Origin of the sequence: Lentzea sp. NPDC006480 (assembly GCF_040611995.1) — a bacterium.
Lineage (GTDB): Bacteria > Actinomycetota > Actinomycetes > Mycobacteriales > Pseudonocardiaceae > Lentzea.
Genome location: NZ_JBEXPJ010000068.1, coordinates 1 through 17,328, shown reverse-complemented (window position 1 = coordinate 17,328; position 17,328 = coordinate 1). Strand labels below are relative to the sequence as shown.

The window sequence follows — 17,328 nt, the reverse complement described above, 5'->3', positions numbered from 1 at the left end:
ACAGTGTCCCCGGCAACTGGTGTCCGGGCACGAGGGAGGTTCACGACAGTGAGTCGACGTACCAAGGTGGGAGTGACCGCGCTGGTCGCGGTCGCCCTCACGCTTACCGCGTGTGGGGGGCCCAGCAAGACCGACTCCGGGCTCAAGGGGTCGGAAGGCACGGTCGGTCAGGCGGACATCAACCCGCAGGACGCGTCCAAGGTCAAGGACGGCGGCGAGTTCCGCTGGCCGGTCGACCAGCTGCCGGACAACTGGAACTACTACCAGCTCGACGGCACCAACGCCGACGGCCGCAAGATGATCGACGCGGTGCTGCCGAACCTGTACACGCAGAAGGCAGACTCGACCATCGAGGTCAACAAGGACTACCTGCTCGAGGCGAAGCTGGCGTCCACCGACCCGCAGGTCCTCGAGTTCAAGCTCAACCCGAAGGCCAAGTGGTCGGACGGCACGCAGCTGAACTGGCAGGACTTCGAGGGCATGTTCAAGGCCCTCAACGGCACCAACAAGGACTTCTCGGTCGCCGGCACCACCGGTTACGAGGACATCGAGAAGGTCGAGAAGGGCGCGACCGACCAGGACGTCAAGGTCACGTTCAAGAAGAAGTTCGCCGAGTGGAAGGGCCTGTTCTCGCCCCTCTACCCGAAGGCCGCGTACGCCACGGCCGAGGAGTTCAACAAGGGCTGGGCGGACCAGCCGAAGATCACCTCCGGTCCGTTCAAGATCGGCACGATCGACCTCACCGGCAAGACCGTCACCGTCGTCCGCGACGACGCGTGGTGGGGCGACAAGCCGAAGCTCGACAAGATCACGTTCCGTCAGGTCGACCGCCCCGCGCTCGCGGACGCGCTCGCCAACGGCCAGATCGACTACTTCGACATCGGCTCCAGCATCGACAACTTCACCAAGGCGAAGGCGATGCAGGGTGTCACGATCCGTCAGGCGATCACGCCGGACTACTCGCACATCACCTTCAACGGTGCGGACACGTCGATCCTCAAGGACGCGAAGCTCCGCGTCGCGCTGATGCGCGGTATCGACACCAAGGTCATCACGCGCGCGCTGCTCGGCCAGATGCTCAAGGGCGACGCGCAGGTCACCGGTAACCACTTCTTCCTGCTGGGCACGAAGGAGTACAAGGACAACTCGTCCATCGCGTCGTTCGACAAGGAAGCCGCGAAGAAGCAGCTCGACGAGCTGGGCTGGAAGCTCGAGGGTGAGACCCGGAAGAAGGACGGCAAGGACCTCACCGTCCGCTACGTCATCCCGACGCCGAACCCCGTCTCCGACCAGATCGCGAAGCTCGTGCAGTCGCAGCTGAAGGACGTCGGCGCCAAGGTCGACATCCAGGCCGTGCCGTCGACCGACTTCTTCAAGCAGTACGTCAACGTCGGCAACTTCGACATGACCGGCTTCCGCTGGCTGGCCTCGGCCACGCCGATCTCGGACGGCAAGGGCATCTACTACCTCGACCCGGCCAGCACCAACCAGAACTACGGCCACATCGGTTCGGAAGAGGTCAACAAGCTGCTCGACCAGGCCAACGGTGAGCTCGACGACGCCAAGCGCGCCGAGATCACCAACGAGGCGGACAAGAAGATCTGGGAGCTCGGCGCTCAGCTGCCGCTCTACCAGCTGCCCGGCGCGGTCGCGATCAAGAGCAACGTCGCCAACATGGGCGCCGTCGCGTACGCGAACCGTCCGTACGACTACATCCACATGGGCTTCACGGCCTGATGTAGTTCGCTGTACCGGTTGTGCCACAACGGCCCGGCAGGCTTCGCGCCTGCCGGGCCGTTGTGTCGTGCAACTGTGGATCATCGCTCCCCGGACGCCGTTGTGGTCACCGTGTGCCACTGAACGGGCACTGTTGGTTCAACTGCATTCGCGGGGTATTTTTCTCATGTTCAAGACGCGCACCGCAGTCAGCGCGCTCGTCGCGGCGGCAGCGATCACCACCGTGTCACGGTCGCGTCGGCGTCGGCGGCTCCGATTCCGGGCTGTGCCCCGTCCGGTGTCTGCATCGACAGCGACTGGCAGGACGGCCACTTCTACCAGGTCACCGGGTACCACGACATGGCGCTCAACCCCGAGATCTACGGGCACATCCACCTGACCGGGCGGGCGGGCTCGACGTGAACAGCACCGACGAGGTGCGCCCGATGATCACCGGTAGCGGCGTCGGACCCGGTCAGGCGTGCGCTCAGCTGTGGAAGGCACTCGGCGGCGGGCGGTACGACCTGGTCAACACGGCCTGCGTCAACGTCTGAGGCTGAACTCCAGGGCCGTGTCCGCGCGGGGGCCCAGCGCGGACACGGCTTTCCGCTTGCCGGTTACGATGGCCGCGCGATGACTTCCCAGACCTCTCAGCCGGTTCGCGCCCTCCGCCACGGAATCGCCGCGACCGCTCTCGTGCTCCTCGTCTGCCTTGTGGTCGCGTTGCTGTCGTGGCTCGCGTATTCGTCCGATCGCGACTTGTTGTCCTCCATGACCTCGCGTTCGCAGGGCGACGTCGTGTCCTATTCGGACGGTGCGGTCTCGGTGCGGTGGCCGTCCGGTTCGGCGCGTGTCCCGTACGAGGACGGCGATCGGATCGTGGGGAAGCAGACGCAGGTGGCGTTCGATCCCGCCGACCCTTCGCGGGCCGTGATTCCCGGTGCGGACCTGTTGCTGGAAACCGATCGTGCGCTGGGCGGCGTGACGTTCTCGATCGCGGTGGCGATACTGGTGGTGCTGGCCGGTGCGGTGCGGCTGTTGCTGGCTGTTCGTTCTGCGCGTGCTGCCGCCGAGACGGTGTCGGTGCGGCGGATCCGGTTGCAGTCCGGGCTGATGGTCCGGTCGTGGCTGGAGATCGACGGGCCGGTCGAGCGGTGGCTGCCGGTCTACTACGACCCGGTGCTCGTGACGTTGCCGTCGCCCGTTGACGTCTCGCTGCGGGGTGGGCGCGTTGCCGTTGTCGACGGTGTGACCCTCTACCCGTCGGGGCGTCCGGTGGTGAAGCATCCGCGTGGTCGCCGGGTCGACAACCCCACGCAGCCCGATCCGGAGACACGGGCGCCTCGGGGACTGTTGGCTCAGCTGCGGGTGGACTCGGTTTTCCTGGTGCCCGCGCCGATCGTGGGCCTGTTCTGGGCCTATGTGGACGGCAGCGGGTTCACGGGCTGGATCACGGCGACGGTGGTCGTCGCCGCTCTGGGACTGTGGTGGGGTGCGTTCCGGGGGTCCGACCCGTCGTGACCCGCGTTGTCGCCGGACTCGCGTTCGTGGCGGTCGTCTTCGGCACCGTGACGCTGGACGACGGTGTGATCCAGCCGCTCGTCAACGACCTGACTCCGGCGACCGCGTTTCTCGCCTGGGCTCTGCCGTGGCTGCTCGCGGCCGGGCTGTTCGTCATGGCCTGGTCCGATCGAGTCTGGGTGCCTGGGCTGGTGCTGGGGCTCCTCGGCGGTGCGGCTGGTCTGCTGGCGGGCGCGAGCGGTCCGTTCCAGGTGGTGGCGCTCGTGCTGGCCGTGCTCGTGTTCTTGCGGGCTTCGGCCGTGGCGGCGGTGCTGGGCGCCGGTGCGATGGGCGTGCTGCTGGTGGAGGCGCTGGCGCTGCTCGGGCAGGAACGCGACCTGGTGTGGGCGGTGATCTTCTGGATCGTCGTGGTGGTGCTCGTGGGATGGGCGGGCTTTGCGCTGCGGGAGAGCTGGCGTGACGCGATCGCGCCCGCGTTGTTGCTGGTCAACGCCGCCTGGGCGATGGAACCGGGCTTCTACCCGTACAACCTGGCGTTCCTGCCGCTGCTGGTCGTCGTGCCGCTCGCCGAGATCGCGCTGACCGGCTCGGCGAAGCTCGCCGCACGGCTCACCGTCGCGGCTGTGTTGCTCATGCGGGCAGCCGAATACGCCTACGTGAGCTCGCTGGACTTCACCAGGGTCGCCCACGTCGTGCTGACGCTTTTGGCTGTGGGAGCGGCTTACTTCTCGCGTTCCCGCTGATTCTTGCGGCGCTTGCCCTCGTGCATGGCGACGACGCGTGCGACCGGGATGGTGTGGCCCTCGGCGATCAGGTCCTCCGGCAGCCGCTGGGGCTTCGGCATCAGCTCGGTCCACGGGTCGCCGTCGAACCTCGTCCTGATGGTGAAGTCGGCCGGGGTGACGTCCTCGAGCGCGTCCCAGGGCAGGGGGAACGAGATCGGCAGGCCGTCGCGCAGCCGCGGGCTGTAGGCGGCGACGACCGTGGCGCCCCACGCGCGGGTCGAGTCCAGGAACACCTTCCCGCCGCGTTCGGCCCGGATGTAGGCGGTGGTGGCGATCTCGGGCCCGAGCTTCTCGGCTCTCGCCGCCACCGCCCGGGTTGCCGCGGCCACGTCGTCGGGGTCGTGCTTGTCGAGCGGCACGAAGATGTGCACGCCCTTGGCGCCGCTGGTCTTCACGGCGCCTTCCAGGCCCGCGTCGGCCAGTGCGTTCTTGATCAGGAACGCCGACCGCACCACGACGTCGAAACCGGAACCCTCTGGCGGGTCGATGTCGAGGACCATGTGCGTCTGGTGGTCGCCCAGGAACAGTGGCACGTGGTACTCGACCGCGCGCTGGTTCGCGAACCACATCAGCGTCTGCTTGTCGTCGCACAACGCGTACTTGATCTGCCGGTGCGACGTCTCCGCCCACATCTCGACGGTCTTCACGTAGTCCGGCGTGTACTTGGGGACGTTCTTCTGCATGAACGGGTCCTGGCCGCGCAGGATCCGCCACACCGACAGCGGACGGCCTTGGAGGACGGGCACGAACCGGTCGGCGACGAAGTCCAGGTACTCCACCAGGTCGCCCTTGACCGTCCCGCCGAACAGCGGCTGGTCGAGGCTGGAGAACTTGATCTCGCTACTGCTCATCGGGCACCTCGAGCTCGTCGCGCGCGGCCCACTCCAGCAGCGGCTCGATCGACCACACCGCGTCGTCGATGCCGGCGTGCAGGTCGCCCAGCTCGGCGTAGCGCTTCGGCACGGTCGCGATGGTGAACTCGCGCGGGTCGACGTCCGGGACCTCGTCCCAGCGGATCGGGGTCGACACGGTCGCCTCGGGGAAGCCACGCACCGAATACGCACTCGCGATCGTGCGGTCGCGCGTGTTCTGGTTGTAGTCCACGAACACGAGCGACGGGTCGCGGTCCTTGCGCCACCACGTCGTCTCCACGTCGTCGGGTGCGCGGCGTTCGACCTCGTGCGCGAACGCCAGCGCGGCCTTGCGGACGTCCTGGAAGCCGTGGTCCGGCTTGATCCGCACGTAGATGTGCAGGCCCTTGCTGCCGGACGTCTTCGGGAACCCCGTGGCGCCCAGTTCCGCCAGCACCTCCTGCGCCACGAGCGCCACGCGGCGCACCCGGTCGAACGTGCAGGTCTCGCCGGGGTCGAGGTCGATGCGCCACTCGTCCGGCTTCTCCGTGTCGGCCGCGCGGGAGTTCCACGGGTGGAACTCCACAGTGGACATCTGCACGGCCCAGATCACGTCGGCGACGTGCGTGACGCACAGTTCGTCCGCATGGCGGTTGTAGCGCGGAAAATGCACGCGGACGGTCCGCACCCACGGCGGTGCGCCGTTCGGAAGCCTTTTCTGGTGCACTTTCTCGCCGGTCACGCCTTCGGGGAAGCGGTGCAGCATGCACGGCCGTTCCCGCAGCGCACGGACGATTCCGTCGCCGACGGACAGGTAGTAGTTCGCGAGATCCAGTTTCGTCTCGCCGCGCGCGGGAAAGTAGACGCGGTCGGGGTTGGAGATCCGCACGACGCGGTCCTCCACCTCGAGCTCCACAGCCGGAGACTTGCCCATGCTGCCCAACCTAACCGTTTCCAGGCGTTTCCTCAGCCCGAACGGTGTTTCGCTGGCGGACGTGGCGTCCATGGTTGATACCGGCCTGTGGTTCCGGCGATTCTGCGAGGCTCCTGAGGGTGCTCCTCGGCTGGTGTGCTTCCCGCACGCGGGAGGGGCGGCGAGCTGGTTCCAGCCGTTCGCCCAGCACTTCTCCGGCCGGTGCGAGCTGGTCGCCGTCCAGTACCCGGGGCGGCAGGACCGCAGGTCAGAGCCGTTGCTGGACGACATCCGGACGTTGGCCGACCAGATTTCGGGGTTGCTGACCCGCGACCGGCCGCTGCACCTGTTCGGCCACAGCATGGGCGCGATGATCGCGTTCGAGGTCGCTCTGCGCGTGGAGCCCGACCACCTGTTCGTCTCCGGGCGGCGCGCGCCGCAGATCGTCCGGGACGACCGCGTGCACCTCCGGGACGACGCCGGCCTGATCGCGGAGGTGCGGCGGCTCGCGGGCACGAACGCACGCGTGTTCGACGACGAGGAGCTGGTGCGGATGGTGCTGCCGGCGATCCGCGCCGACTACCGGGCCGCGGAGACCTACCGCTACCGGCCGGGCCCGCCGTTGTCGTGCCCGCTGACCGCGCTGACCGGGGACGCCGATCCGAAGGCCTCGGTGGACGAGGTCTCGTTGTGGCGTGAACGAACTGCAGGTGCTTTCTCGCTGAACGTGTTCCCCGGCGGCCATTTCTTTCTGTCGGACAACAGAAGCGCGGTCGCCGCCCTTGTTTCCGGCGAATCACCTAGTGCCTGAACCCCTAATTTTGCAAGGGATTCAGGTCCGTCCCGTGTCGGACCAAGTTGTAAGGTGATGAGAGGAAAACGGGATGACCAAGCGGGCACTGATCACCGGGATCACCGGCCAGGACGGGTCGTACCTCGCCGAACACCTGCTCAAGCAGGGGTATCAGGTCTGGGGACTGATGAGGGGCCAGGCCAACCCGCGCAAGATGCGGGTCTCGCGGCTGATGTCCGAACTGTCCTTCGTGGACGGTGACCTGATGGACCAGGCGTCGCTGGTGTCCGCTGTGGACCTGGTGCAGCCGGACGAGGTCTACAACCTCGGCGCCATCTCGTTCGTGCCGATGTCGTGGCAGCAGGCCGAGCTCGTCACCGAGGTCAACGCCATGGGCGTGCTGCGCGTGCTGGAGGCGATCCGCATCGTCTCGGGTCTGTCCAGCAGCCGCCACAACGGCGCGTCTGCCAAGAACATCCGCTTCTACCAGGCCTCCTCGTCGGAGATGTACGGCAAGGCGGCCGAGACGCCGCAGCGCGAGACCACGATCTTCCACCCCCGCAGCCCGTACGGCGTGGCGAAGGCGTACGGCCACTTCATCACCCGCAACTACCGCGAGTCGTTCGGCATGTACGCGGTCGGCGGCATCCTGTTCAACCACGAGTCACCGCGGCGCGGCGCGGAGTTCGTGACCCGCAAGATCTCCCTCGGTGTCGCGAAGATCGCCCAGGGCCTGCAGGACAAGCTGGCTCTGGGCAACCTGGACGCGTTGCGCGACTGGGGTTTCGCCGGCGACTACGTGCGTGCCATGCACCTGATGCTGCAGCAGGACGAGCCGGAGGACTACGTCGTCGGCACCGGCGAGATGCACTCGGTGCGCGACGCCGTGCGCCTGGCGTTCGAGCACGTCGGCCTCAACTGGGAGGACCACGTCTACATCGACCCGGTCCTCGTCCGCCCGGCCGAGGTCGAGATCCTCTGCGCCGACACCACCCGCGTGCGCGGTGAGCTCGGCTGGAAGCCCGAGGTCGACTTCTCGTCGCTGATGAAGATGATGGTGGAGGCCGACCTCAAGCACGTCGCCACCGAGCACCAGTACGGCGAGCTGCTGGCCGCCGCCAGCTGGTAGATCCATCTGCCCGGGATCCACAGCCGCTGTAGTTTTGCGGCTGTGGATCTTTTTTCGCGGGCGCTGGGGGCGCTTCTCAAAACGGTGGGCGAACTGACGGACGACGATTTCGCCCGGCCCACGGGGTGTGAGGGCTGGCTGGTGCGGGATCTGGTGTGCCATCTGGTGATCGACGCGCAGGACGTGCTGATCACGCTGGTGACGCCGACCGCGGACGCCGTCACGCACGATTCGGTGACGTATTGGAAGGTTTCCGGTTCGCCGTCCGACGATCCGTTGTCGGCGTTGATCGTCCGGCTGGCCGCCGCCTACGGCGAGCCGTGGATGTTGAAGCACCACGTGGACGACGTGGGGCAGGCGGCGTTGCGGGCCGCTGAGCTGGCCGATCCGACGCTCAAGGTCAGCACCCAGGACATGGTGCTGTGCACGTCGGGGTTCCTGGGCGCGTACGTCTGGGAGTGGACGCTGCACCACCTCGACCTGGTGATGCACCTGCCGGATGCTGCTGGTCCGCCCGCGGAGGCGCTGGCCCGGTGCCGCGAGATGCTGGAGCAGATCGCCGGCGCGTTCCCCGCATCGTGGTCCGACGCGGATGTTCTGCTGGTGGGAACGGGACGGCGCGCCCCGACCGAAGCGGAGCGCGCCGAGCTGGGAGACCTCGCGATCCCGTTCGTGCTGGGTTAGCGCTTCTCGAACGGCAGGCCGACCGCGAACCAGGACGCCGGATGCTCGGTGGGCTCGCTCCACGCCACCGCGATGGTCAGCTCCGCCGCCGAGGGCAACCGCCAGGTGATCGTGCGGTCGTCCACGTACTCGACGCTGCCCTCGACTCCCGACTCCTCGCGCAGACGGTCCTCGTCCGGCCCGCCGATGGACACGGCCGCCTCGCCGTTCTCGAGCGTGACGGCGTCGAGCCACTCCCCGGAGCTGGGCCCGCCTGTGACGTCCGATGCCGTGGCCGTCAGGCCTGCGGTGACGGTCACCCCGGTCTGGTCCGCGGTGAAAGTCGCGGTCCACAGCGTCACCGCCGGGAAGTGGCCGGGAACCTGAGGCTCCGCCCGTTGGACGGCCACGTCCGCGCCGGGCTCCACCGCGAACGTCACCGGGCCGAGCGGCGTGTCGATGTGCATGCGCACGAGCGTGACACGGCCGCCGGCCCGGTGACGAACGATTTCAGGCGGTGTAGAGGCGGGCGTAGAACCCGTTGGCGGCAATGAGTTCCTCGTGCGTGCCGCGCTCCACCACCGCACCCTGATCCATCACGACGATCAGGTCCGCGTTGCGGATCGTGGACAAGCGGTGCGCGATCACAAAGCTCGTCCTGCCCGCCCGCAACGACGTCATGGCCTGCTGGATCAGGACTTCCGTGCGGGTGTCGATCGACGACGTGGCCTCGTCCAGCAGCAGGATCGCGGGCTGGGCGAGGAAGGCGCGGGCGAGCGTGATCAGCTGCCGTTCACCCGCGGACAGCCCGCCGTGCTCCTCGTCGAGCAGGTGGTCGTAGCCGTCGGGCAGCGACCGCACGAACCGGTCCACGCACATGGCCTTCGCCGCCTCCACGACCTCGTCGCGGGTCGCGCCGGGCCGTCCGTAGGCGATGTTCTCGGCGATCGTGCCCTCGAACAGCCACGTGTCCTGCGACACCAGCCCGATGGCGGACCTGAGGTCCTCGCGGGTCATCGTCGTGATGTCCGTGCCGTCCAACAGGATTCTGCCGTTCTGCAGGTCGTAGAACCGCAGCAGCAGGTTGCCCAGCGTCGTCTTGCCCGCACCGGTGGGCCCGACGATCGCGACGAGCTGACCGGGGGAGGCGGTGAGCGACAGGTCGTCGATCAGCGGTTTCTCCGGCACGTACCGGAACGACACGTGCGAGAACTCCACGTGGCCGCGCACCGGGGAGACCTTTGCCGGGCTGGCGGGCGCCGGCGACTGCTCCGGCTCGTCCAGCAGCTCGAACACCCGCTGGGCGGACGCGATTCCGGACTGCAGCTGGCCGGAGAAGTTCGCGACGTCGATGATCGGCCGGGAGAACATGCCGGAGTACTGGATGAACGCCTGCACGTCACCGATCGACACGCTGCCGGTGGCGACTCGCAGCGCACCGACCACGGCCACGAGCACGTAGTTGAGGTCGGTGATGAACCGCGTGGCGGGCCCGATCAGCCCGGAGATCGCCTGCGCGCTGAACGACGACCGGTACATGGTCTCGTTGCGCTCGGCGAACTCCTGCGCGGCCTGCTCCTGCCGGCCGAACGCGGTGATCAGCGCGTGCCCGCTGTACATCTCCTCGACGTGCGCGTTCAGCGCGCCGGTGGACTGCCACTGCTGGGCGAACTTCGGCATGGCGCGCTTGGAGATCCACGCCGCGAGCACCAGCGCGATCGGCACGCAGATCAGCACCAGCACCGCGAGTTCGACGGAGATCACCAGCATGATCGCCAGCACGCCGACGACGCTGACGACGCTCGTCAGCATCTGGCCGATCGACAGCTGCACGGTCCGCTGCAGGTTGTCGACGTCGTTGGAGACGCGGGAGAGCACCTCGCCGCGCGGGTTGCGGTCGAAGTAGGACAACGGAAGCCGCGTCAGCTTCGCGTCGATGTCCTCGCGCAGCCGGTAGACCGCGTGCTGGACGATGTTGTTGACGACCCAGCCCTGCGCCAGCATCGACAGCGACCCGACCACGTACAGGCCGAGGATGATCAGCAGCAGCTGGCCGAGCGCGGGGAAGTCCACGCCCTGGCCGGGGACGACGTGGACGGTGCTGATGACGTTGGCGAGCGTGTCCTTGCCCTGGTCGCGCAGCTGGGCCAGGATCTGCTCCTGGGTCGCGCCGGCGGGCAGGCCGCGGCTGACCAGGCCGGTGAAGATGAGGTCGGTGGCGCGGCCGAGCAGGATCGGGCCGAGCAGGTTGAGCCCGATCGTGACGACCGCGAGCGAGCCGATCGCGACGATCTTGCCTTTGTACGGCAACAGCAACCCGAACAGTCGTTTCGTGGTACTCGGTTCACGCGGTGCTTCGAGCTCGGTGGCTGGTGCGGGATCGGCGAGCAGTGTCATCGGACGGCCCCTCCAACAGGCTGGGAGAGGGCAATCTCCCGGTAGGTCTGGCTGGTCGCGATGAGCTCGGCGTGCGTGCCGGAGCCGACGACCTGGCCGTCCTCCAGCACGACGACCCGCGACGCCGCCTCGACCGTGCTGATCCGCTGGGTGACCAGCAGGATGGTGGCGGTGCCGAGCTCGTGGGCGAGGGCTCTGCGCAGGCGGGCCTCGGTGCCGAGGTCGAGCGCGGAGAAGCAGTCGTCGAGCAGGTAGATCTCGGGCCTGCGCACCAGCGTCCTGGCGATGGCGAGCCGTTGCCGCTGTCCACCTGAGACGTTCGACCCGCCTTGGGTGATCGGTGCGTCGAGGCCGAGCGGCCGGACGAACTCGGCGGCCTGCGCGATCTCCAGCGCGTGCCACAGTTCGTCGTCGGTCGCGTCTTCCTTGCCGTAGCGGAGGTTCGACGCGATCGTGCCGCTGAACAGGTGTGCCTTCTGCGGCACGTACCCGATGACCTCGTGCAGTGCCAGCGGGTCGAGGTCGCGGATGTCGACGCCGTTGATCCGCACCTGGCCGCCGGTGACGTCGTAGAGCCTGAGCGCCAACGACAGCAGCGTCGACTTGCCGCTGCCCGTGCTGCCCAGGATCGCGATCGTCTCGCCCGGCCGCGCCACGAGGTCGACGTCCCGCAGCACGGGTTTCTCGGCACCGGGGTAGCCGAACGTGGCTCCACGCAGCTCCAGATGCCCGCGTGTTCGCCTTGCTGTCAGGGGCTTTTCGGGTTGTTTGATGCTGGATTCCGCCTGTAGCACCTCGTTCACCCGGCCCGCCGACACCGCGGCGCGCGGGGCCTCGGTGAACACCAGCATGGCCATGATGATCGCGACGATGATCAGGGTGATGTAGGACAGCAGCGCGAGGAGTGCGCCGAGCTGCATGCTGCCGTCGTTGATGCGGTGGCCGGAGAACCAGATGATCGCGATGGTCAGCACGTTCATGATGGTCATGACCATCACCGGCATCGCCGCCATGATCTGGCCGACCCGGCGCGAGGTGCCGTAGAGGTCGCGGTTCGTGGCGTCGAAGCGGCCGCGTTCGTGCGGGTCCCGCACGAACGCCCGGATCACCCGCACCCCGGTGATCTGCTCGCGCAGCAGGTGGTTGATGCGGTCGAGGAAGCGCTGCATGGCCTCGTAGAACGGAGAGAGCCTGCCCAGCATCAGAACCAGGCCGACGATCACGATCGCGACCAGCGCGATCAGGATCGTGGACACCGGCACGTCCTGCACCAGCGCCAGCGCGACGCCGCCGGCGCACATGATGATCGCCGACACCGCGACGTCCGCGGTGGTCAGCACGATGCTCTGGACCTGCCCGACGTCGTTGACGGTCCTGGTGATCAGCGACGGCGCGCCGATCTGGTCGACCTCGCGGGCACTGAGGCTCATGACCTTGCGGAACACCTTCTGCCGCAGGTCACGGCCGAGACCGGCGGACGCGCGGGAGCTCAGCAGCATGGCGCCGCTCGCGGTGAGGATCTGCACGGCGGCCACGCCGAGCATGGTGAGTCCGGTGCTCCAGATGTAGCCGGCGTCGCCGAGGAGCACCCCGTTGTCGATGATCTGCGCGTTGAGCGTGGGCAGCAGCAGGGTAGCGGCGGTCTGGACCAGCTGCAGCACCACCAGGAGCACGAGTGTTCCCCGGTACGGCCGGAGGTGGTGGTTCAGGAATCTGACGAGCACGCGGTCCAGCAGACCGCAGTTTCTCACGGAGATTCCCTAGCGTTCGCTCTCCTACCGTCTAGTGCATGAGCGAAATCCTCAGCGCCATCGAATCGGGCGACGCGGTGGCGCGGGACTTCGAGGCGCTACCGGTGCCCGACAGCTACCGCGCCGTCGTCGTCGAGGAGAGCGACGCCGAGATGTTCGCGGGTCTGGAGACTCGCGACAAGGATCCGCGGCGGTCGTTGAAGGTCCGCGAGGTCGCGACGCCGGCGCTGGCTCCGGGTGAGGCGTTGGTCGCGGTGATGGCGTCCGCGATCAACTACAACACCGTGTGGACCTCGATCTTCGAGCCGGTGTCGACGTTCGGGTTCCTTCGCCGGCTTGGTGGCCGGCATGCGTTGCCGTACCACGTGGTGGGTTCGGACCTGGCCGGTGTTGTGCTGCGGGTCGGGCCTGGTGTGTCCGTGTGGAAGCCGGGTGACCGGGTGGTCGCGCATTGCCTGGACGTGCCGCTGGAGCACCCGGACGGCCACAACGACTCGATGCTGGACCCGCAGCAGCGGATCTGGGGCTTCGAGACGAACTTCGGCGGTCTGGCGGATCTCGCGCTGGTCAAGGCGAACCAGCTGATGCCGAAGCCCGAGCATCTGACGTGGGAGGAAGCCGCTTCTCCCGGTCTCGTGAACTCCACCGCGTACCGGCAGCTCGTGTCGGTCAACGGCGGCAACATGAAGCAGGGCGACACGGTCCTGATCTGGGGTGCTTCCGGTGGGCTCGGTTCCTACGCCACTCAGTTCGCGCTGAACGGCGGCGCGACTCCTGTCTGTGTTGTGTCATCGCCGGACAAGGCCGCGCTCTGCCGGGCGATGGGCGCTTCGTTGATCATCGACCGGTCTGCCGAGGGGTATCGGTTCTGGAAGGACGAGCACACGCAGGATCCGCGCGAGTGGAAGCGTTTCGGTGCGCGGATTCGCGAGCTGACCGGCGGCGAGGATCCGGACATCGTCTTCGAGCACCCCGGCCGGGAGACGTTCGGTGCTTCCGTCTTCGTCGCGCGCAAGGGCGGCAAGATCGTCACCTGCGCGTCCACGTCCGGCTATCTGCACCAGTACGACAACCGGTACCTGTGGATGAACCTGAAGTCGATCGTGTCCTCTCATTTCGCGAACTACCGCGAGGCGTGGGAGGCGAACCGCCTGGTGGCCAAGGGGAAGATTCACCCGACACTGTCCAGGGTGTACTCGCTCGACGAGACCGGCCAGGCGGCGCACGACGTGCACCGCAACGCCCACCAGGGCAAGGTCGGCGTGCTGTGCCTGGCGCCGTCCGAGGGCCTCGGCGTGCTGGACCACGAGCTGCGCGACAGAAATCTCGGCGCGATCAACCGATTCCGCACCTCTACCTGAAGGTTCCCGCGATGACGGAAGAAGTAATCGCGCCGGCTTCGGCGTGCCCGTTCCCGTTCGCCCGCGACCCGCACCGCCCGCTGGACCTGCCGCCGGAGTACGGCCGGTTGCGCGCCGACCGCCCGGTGCAGAAGGTGACGACACCGGCGGGCGACACGGCCTGGCTGGTCGCCCGGTATCACGACGTGCGGGCGCTGCTGGCTGACACGGAACGGTTTTCGGCCGAGGTGATGAACCCCGGCTACCCGCGGTACCTGTTCCCGGTCGACCCCCAGCCGGGCGCGTTCGTGACGGTGGACCCGCCGGACCACACCCGGTATCGGCGCATGATCATGTCGATGTTCACCAAGAAGAAGGCCGAGGAGGTCCGTCCGTCGGCGCAGAAGCTGGTGGACGAGCGGATCGACGCGATCCTGAAGCTGCCGCAGCCGGTCGACCTGGTCACGCACTTCGCGCGGCCGATCCCGTTGACCGTCGTCTGCGAGCTTCTCGGCGTGCCCTACAAGGACCGCCTCGCGTTCGGCCGCTGGATCAACACCCTGGTGGAAACCACGTCGTCGCAGGCTCACCGCAACGCCGCGGCTGGTGCCCTGTTCGGCTACCTGACGAAGCTGGTGGCCCAGAAGGAAAAAGAGCCGACCGACGACGTGCTGGGCCGTCTCGTGTCTCAGCAGATGGCCGCGGGCGAGCTGAAACGCGAAGAAGCCGTGGTCATCGGCATGATGCTGCTTTCGGCCGGCTACGACACCACGGCGTCGTCGATCGCACTGAGCATCCTGACGCTGCTGGAGCACCCGGAACAGCTCGCGAAGCTGCGTGAGAACCCGGATCTGATCGTGGGTGCCGTCGAGGAGCTGTTGCGGCACCAGAACGTCATGCAGTGCGGCGTCGGACGGGTGGCCAAAGTGGACCTGGAGATCGCGGGACAGCCGATCAAGGCGGGGGAGGGGATCATCGCCCTGTTGTCCTCCGCCGACCGCGATGAAAGCGTCTATTCTGACGCCGATGCGCTGGACATCACGCGCAAGGACTCGACTCCGCTGGCTTTCGGGCACGGCATCCATTCGTGCATCGCGAAGTTCCTGTCCCGGGTGGAGCTTCAGGTCGCTCTGCTGACTCTGATCACCCGCATTCCCACGCTGGCTCTGGCCAAACCCGCCGACGAACTCCGCTTCCGCGACGGTGCCATCGTCTACTCACTGCGGGAGCTTCCCGTTACCTGGTAAGTGCTTTCGATTCAGGGGCGCCCCTCGTGGTAGGGGCGCCCCTGGTCGTTTCTAGGGGTATGCCAGGCGCTTCTTCGCGAGGATTCCTGACAGGTCGCGTCTCGAGATGGGTTGAGGGATGGACAACGAACAGAAGCTCCGGGACTACCTCCGCCGGGCCAGTACGGACCTTCAGCGCACCAAGAGGCGCCTGCAGGACCTCGAGTCGGCCGCGTCGGAACCGATCGCCGTCGTGGGCATCGGCTGCCGCTTCCCCGGCGGGGTGCGCAGTCCCGAAGATCTGTGGCAGATGGTCGTGAACGGCGAGCACGGCATCCGCGCGTTTCCGACCGATCGCGGCTGGGACCCGGAGATGCTCGCCCTGTCGTCCAGCGACCAGGGCGGTTTCCTGGAGGGCGCGGGCGAGTTCGACGCCGACTTCTTCGGCATCTCGCCGCGCGAAGCTCTCGGCATGAACCCGCAACAGCGCGTGCTGCTGGAGGTCACCTGGGAGGCCCTGGAGCGCGCGGGCATCGACCCGCACGCGTTGAAGGGCTCCTCGACCGCCGTCTTCGCGGGCGCGATGAACCAGGACTACCAGCTCGGCCCCGGCGAGGGCGGCGAGGGCATGGTCCTGCTCGGCTCGTCGAACTCGGTGATCTCGGGCCGCATCTCCTACACCCTCGGCTTCGTCGGCCCTTCGGTGACTTTGGATACGGCTTGCTCTTCTTCTCTCGTGGCAATGCATTTAGCGATGCAGTCACTGCGCGCGGGGGAGTCGTCTCTGGCTCTGGCCGGCGGTGTCACCGTCATGGCCAACCCGGCGACCTTCGTGGAGTTCTCGCGCCAAGGCGGCCTTTCTTCCGACGGCCGCTGCCGCTCCTTCTCCGACTCGGCCGACGGCACGGGTTGGTCCGAGGGCGTCGGCATGCTGGTGCTGGAGCGCTTGTCGGACGCTCGCCGCAACGGGCACGAGGTGCTGGCCGTGCTGCGCGGCTCGGCGGTCAACCAGGACGGCGCCTCCAACGGCCTGACCGCCCCGAACGGCCCCTCCCAGCAACGCGTCATCCAGGCCGCCCTGGTCAACGCCCGCCTGTCGAGCGACCAGATCGACGTCGTCGAAGCGCACGGCACCGGCACCGTCCTGGGCGACCCGGTGGAAGCCCAGGCCCTCCTCGCCACCTACGGCCGCAGCCGCTCGGCCGCACAGCCCCTGCTGCTCGGCTCGGTCAAGTCCAACATCAGCCACACCCAAGCCGCCGCGGGCGTGGCCGGCGTGATCAAGATGATCATGGCCATCCGCGCGGGCGTGGTCCCGCCCACCCTGGACGTCGACACCCCTTCGACCCACGTCGACTGGGACGCGGGCGCCGTCCAGCTGGTCACCACGACCACCCCCTGGCCCGCCACGGGCCAGCCCCGCCGCGCCGCCGTCTCCTCGTTCGGCCTCTCGGGTACCAACGCCCACACGATCATCGAGGAAGCGCCCGCCCCAGAACCGGCCGGCCAGGAACTGTCAGACCCCTCTGAGACGATTGGGATGGGGGGTGGCTCCCCCCAGGGGGCCCGCGAATCCGTATCGATTCCGAGCGCCGGCGCCACGTCGATCGAGCCCGGCGCCGTGCCGTTCCTGATCTCGGGCCGCTCCCGCGAGGCGTTGCGCGCCCAGGCCGAGCGCCTGCTGTCCGCCGTCGACGCCCACGGCCCCGCCCACGACCCCGCCAGCGCGCACGACCCGGCCAGCGCGCACGACCCGGCCAACGCGCACGACCCGGCCAGCGCGCACGGCCCCGCCCGCGCGCACGACCTCGCCAACGCGCACGACCCGGCCAACGCGCACGACCCCGCCGGCGCGCACGACCCGGCCGGCGCGCACGACCCCGCCGGCGCGCGCGACCCCGCCGGCGCCCACGACAGCCTCGACCTCGCCTACTCTCTCGCGACCACCCGCGCGTCGTTCGACTACCGCGCCGCCATCGTCGGCGACCTCCGCACCGGCCTCGAAGCCCTCGCGAACGGCACCCCCGCGCCCGGCCTCACCCAGGGCACCGCCGCCCGCACCAAGCAGGCCTTCCTGTTCACCGGCCAGGGCGCTCAGCGCACGAGCATGGGCAAGGACCTGTACGCGCGCTTCCCGGTCTTCGCCGAGGCGTTCGACGCGGTCCTGAGGCACCTCGACCCGAACCTCAAGAACATCATCTGGGGCGACGACGAAGAAGCCCTCGACCAGACCCAGCACACCC

At 68.1% G+C, this 17,328-nt stretch carries 14 protein-coding genes; 9 read left to right on the top strand and 5 right to left on the bottom strand.

The window, feature by feature from the left end; genetic code table 11:
- Positions 1 to 48: 48 nt before the first annotated feature.
- The 3 genes from ABZX92_RS25035 (at position 49) to ABZX92_RS25025 (ending at position 3,980) form a co-directional block, all read left to right on the top strand.
- Complete coding sequence (locus ABZX92_RS25035) at positions 49 to 1,737, top strand: ABC transporter family substrate-binding protein (RefSeq protein ID WP_355563896.1); 1,689 nt, start codon at positions 49 to 51, stop codon at positions 1,735 to 1,737.
- Between the two features lie 612 nt (positions 1,738 to 2,349).
- Positions 2,350 to 3,237, top strand: coding sequence for a hypothetical protein (locus ABZX92_RS25030; protein WP_355563893.1), 888 nt, complete (start codon positions 2,350 to 2,352; stop codon positions 3,235 to 3,237).
- The gene (locus ABZX92_RS25025; RefSeq protein WP_355563890.1) at positions 3,234 to 3,980 is read left to right on the top strand and encodes a hypothetical protein; all 747 of its coding nucleotides are present in this window, start codon (positions 3,234 to 3,236) and stop codon (positions 3,978 to 3,980) included. The genes ABZX92_RS25030 and ABZX92_RS25025 overlap by 4 nt, the downstream gene beginning before the upstream one ends.
- On the opposite strand, the gene ABZX92_RS25020 is transcribed toward ABZX92_RS25025, so the two are convergent.
- Both ABZX92_RS25020 and ligD read right to left on the bottom strand, forming a co-directional pair.
- A complete protein-coding gene (locus tag ABZX92_RS25020; RefSeq protein ID WP_355563887.1) occupies positions 3,959 to 4,873 on the bottom strand; it encodes an ATP-dependent DNA ligase in 915 nt (304 codons plus the stop codon). The genes ABZX92_RS25025 and ABZX92_RS25020 overlap by 22 nt on opposite strands.
- The gene (ligD, locus tag ABZX92_RS25015) at positions 4,863 to 5,807 is read right to left on the bottom strand and encodes a non-homologous end-joining DNA ligase (protein ID WP_355563885.1); all 945 of its coding nucleotides are present in this window, start codon (positions 5,805 to 5,807) and stop codon (positions 4,863 to 4,865) included. Before ligD ends, ABZX92_RS25020 begins: the two co-directional genes overlap by 11 nt.
- 70 nt (positions 5,808 to 5,877) lie before the next feature.
- On the opposite strand from ligD, the gene ABZX92_RS25010 reads away from it, so the two are divergent.
- The 3 genes from ABZX92_RS25010 to ABZX92_RS25000 all read left to right on the top strand — a co-directional run bounded on the left by ABZX92_RS25010 (position 5,878) and on the right by ABZX92_RS25000 (position 8,392).
- Positions 5,878 to 6,597 carry an alpha/beta fold hydrolase gene (locus ABZX92_RS25010; protein WP_355563882.1) on the top strand — a complete coding sequence of 240 codons (720 nt, stop codon included), beginning with the start codon at positions 5,878 to 5,880 and terminating at the stop codon, positions 6,595 to 6,597.
- 73 nt (positions 6,598 to 6,670) lie between these two features.
- Positions 6,671 to 7,708 carry a GDP-mannose 4,6-dehydratase gene (locus ABZX92_RS25005; RefSeq protein WP_355563880.1) on the top strand — a complete coding sequence of 346 codons (1,038 nt, stop codon included), beginning with the start codon at positions 6,671 to 6,673 and terminating at the stop codon, positions 7,706 to 7,708.
- 42 nt (positions 7,709 to 7,750) lie between these two features.
- Entirely contained in the window at positions 7,751 to 8,392 is a 642-nt protein-coding gene (locus tag ABZX92_RS25000; protein WP_355563877.1) for a maleylpyruvate isomerase N-terminal domain-containing protein, read from the top strand.
- Here ABZX92_RS25000 and ABZX92_RS24995 read toward each other — a convergent pair.
- From ABZX92_RS24995 to ABZX92_RS24985, 3 genes are read right to left on the bottom strand one after another with little or no spacing between them, the layout of a single operon-like run.
- Positions 8,389 to 8,838, bottom strand: coding sequence for a hypothetical protein (locus ABZX92_RS24995; protein ID WP_355563874.1), 450 nt, complete (start codon positions 8,836 to 8,838; stop codon positions 8,389 to 8,391). The genes ABZX92_RS25000 and ABZX92_RS24995 overlap by 4 nt on opposite strands.
- 43 nt (positions 8,839 to 8,881) lie before the next feature.
- Complete coding sequence (locus ABZX92_RS24990; RefSeq protein WP_355563871.1) at positions 8,882 to 10,768, bottom strand: ABC transporter ATP-binding protein; 1,887 nt, start codon at positions 10,766 to 10,768, stop codon at positions 8,882 to 8,884.
- On the bottom strand, positions 10,765 to 12,492 hold the full coding sequence (locus ABZX92_RS24985; RefSeq protein ID WP_355563970.1) for an ABC transporter ATP-binding protein: 1,728 nt from the start codon (positions 12,490 to 12,492) through the stop codon (positions 10,765 to 10,767). Before ABZX92_RS24985 ends, ABZX92_RS24990 begins: the two co-directional genes overlap by 4 nt.
- Before the next feature lie 65 nt (positions 12,493 to 12,557).
- Between ABZX92_RS24985 and ccrA the strand changes: the two genes are divergently transcribed.
- The 3 genes from ccrA to ABZX92_RS24970 all read left to right on the top strand — a co-directional run.
- Positions 12,558 to 13,880 carry a crotonyl-CoA carboxylase/reductase gene (gene ccrA, locus ABZX92_RS24980; protein ID WP_355563868.1) on the top strand — a complete coding sequence of 441 codons (1,323 nt, stop codon included), beginning with the start codon at positions 12,558 to 12,560 and terminating at the stop codon, positions 13,878 to 13,880.
- Positions 13,881 to 13,891: 11 nt separating this feature from the next.
- A complete protein-coding gene (locus tag ABZX92_RS24975; protein WP_355563866.1) occupies positions 13,892 to 15,106 on the top strand; it encodes a cytochrome P450 in 1,215 nt (404 codons plus the stop codon).
- A gap of 118 nt (positions 15,107 to 15,224) precedes the next feature.
- Positions 15,225 to 17,328: beta-ketoacyl synthase N-terminal-like domain-containing protein (locus ABZX92_RS24970; protein ID WP_355563864.1), on the top strand; the 2,104-nt coding region annotated here is incomplete at its 3' end.

Excerpts from the sequence above, each read along its gene's own strand:
- ccrA (WP_355563868.1), top strand. The coding sequence starts at position 12,558 with ATGAGCGAAATCCTCAGCGCCATCGAATCGGGCGACGCGGTGGCGCGG.
- ABZX92_RS24995 (WP_355563874.1), bottom strand. The coding sequence starts at position 8,838 with ATGCACATCGACACGCCGCTCGGCCCGGTGACGTTCGCGGTGGAGCCC.
- ABZX92_RS25020 (WP_355563887.1), bottom strand. The coding sequence starts at position 4,873 with ATGAGCAGTAGCGAGATCAAGTTCTCCAGCCTCGACCAGCCGCTGTTC.
- ABZX92_RS25030 (WP_355563893.1), top strand. The coding sequence starts at position 2,350 with ATGACTTCCCAGACCTCTCAGCCGGTTCGCGCCCTCCGCCACGGAATC.
- ABZX92_RS25010 (WP_355563882.1), top strand. The coding sequence starts at position 5,878 with ATGGTTGATACCGGCCTGTGGTTCCGGCGATTCTGCGAGGCTCCTGAG.
- ligD (WP_355563885.1), bottom strand. The coding sequence starts at position 5,807 with ATGGGCAAGTCTCCGGCTGTGGAGCTCGAGGTGGAGGACCGCGTCGTG.
- ABZX92_RS25005 (WP_355563880.1), top strand. The coding sequence starts at position 6,671 with ATGACCAAGCGGGCACTGATCACCGGGATCACCGGCCAGGACGGGTCG.
- ABZX92_RS24990 (WP_355563871.1), bottom strand. The coding sequence starts at position 10,768 with ATGACACTGCTCGCCGATCCCGCACCAGCCACCGAGCTCGAAGCACCG.
- ABZX92_RS24975 (WP_355563866.1), top strand. The coding sequence starts at position 13,892 with ATGACGGAAGAAGTAATCGCGCCGGCTTCGGCGTGCCCGTTCCCGTTC.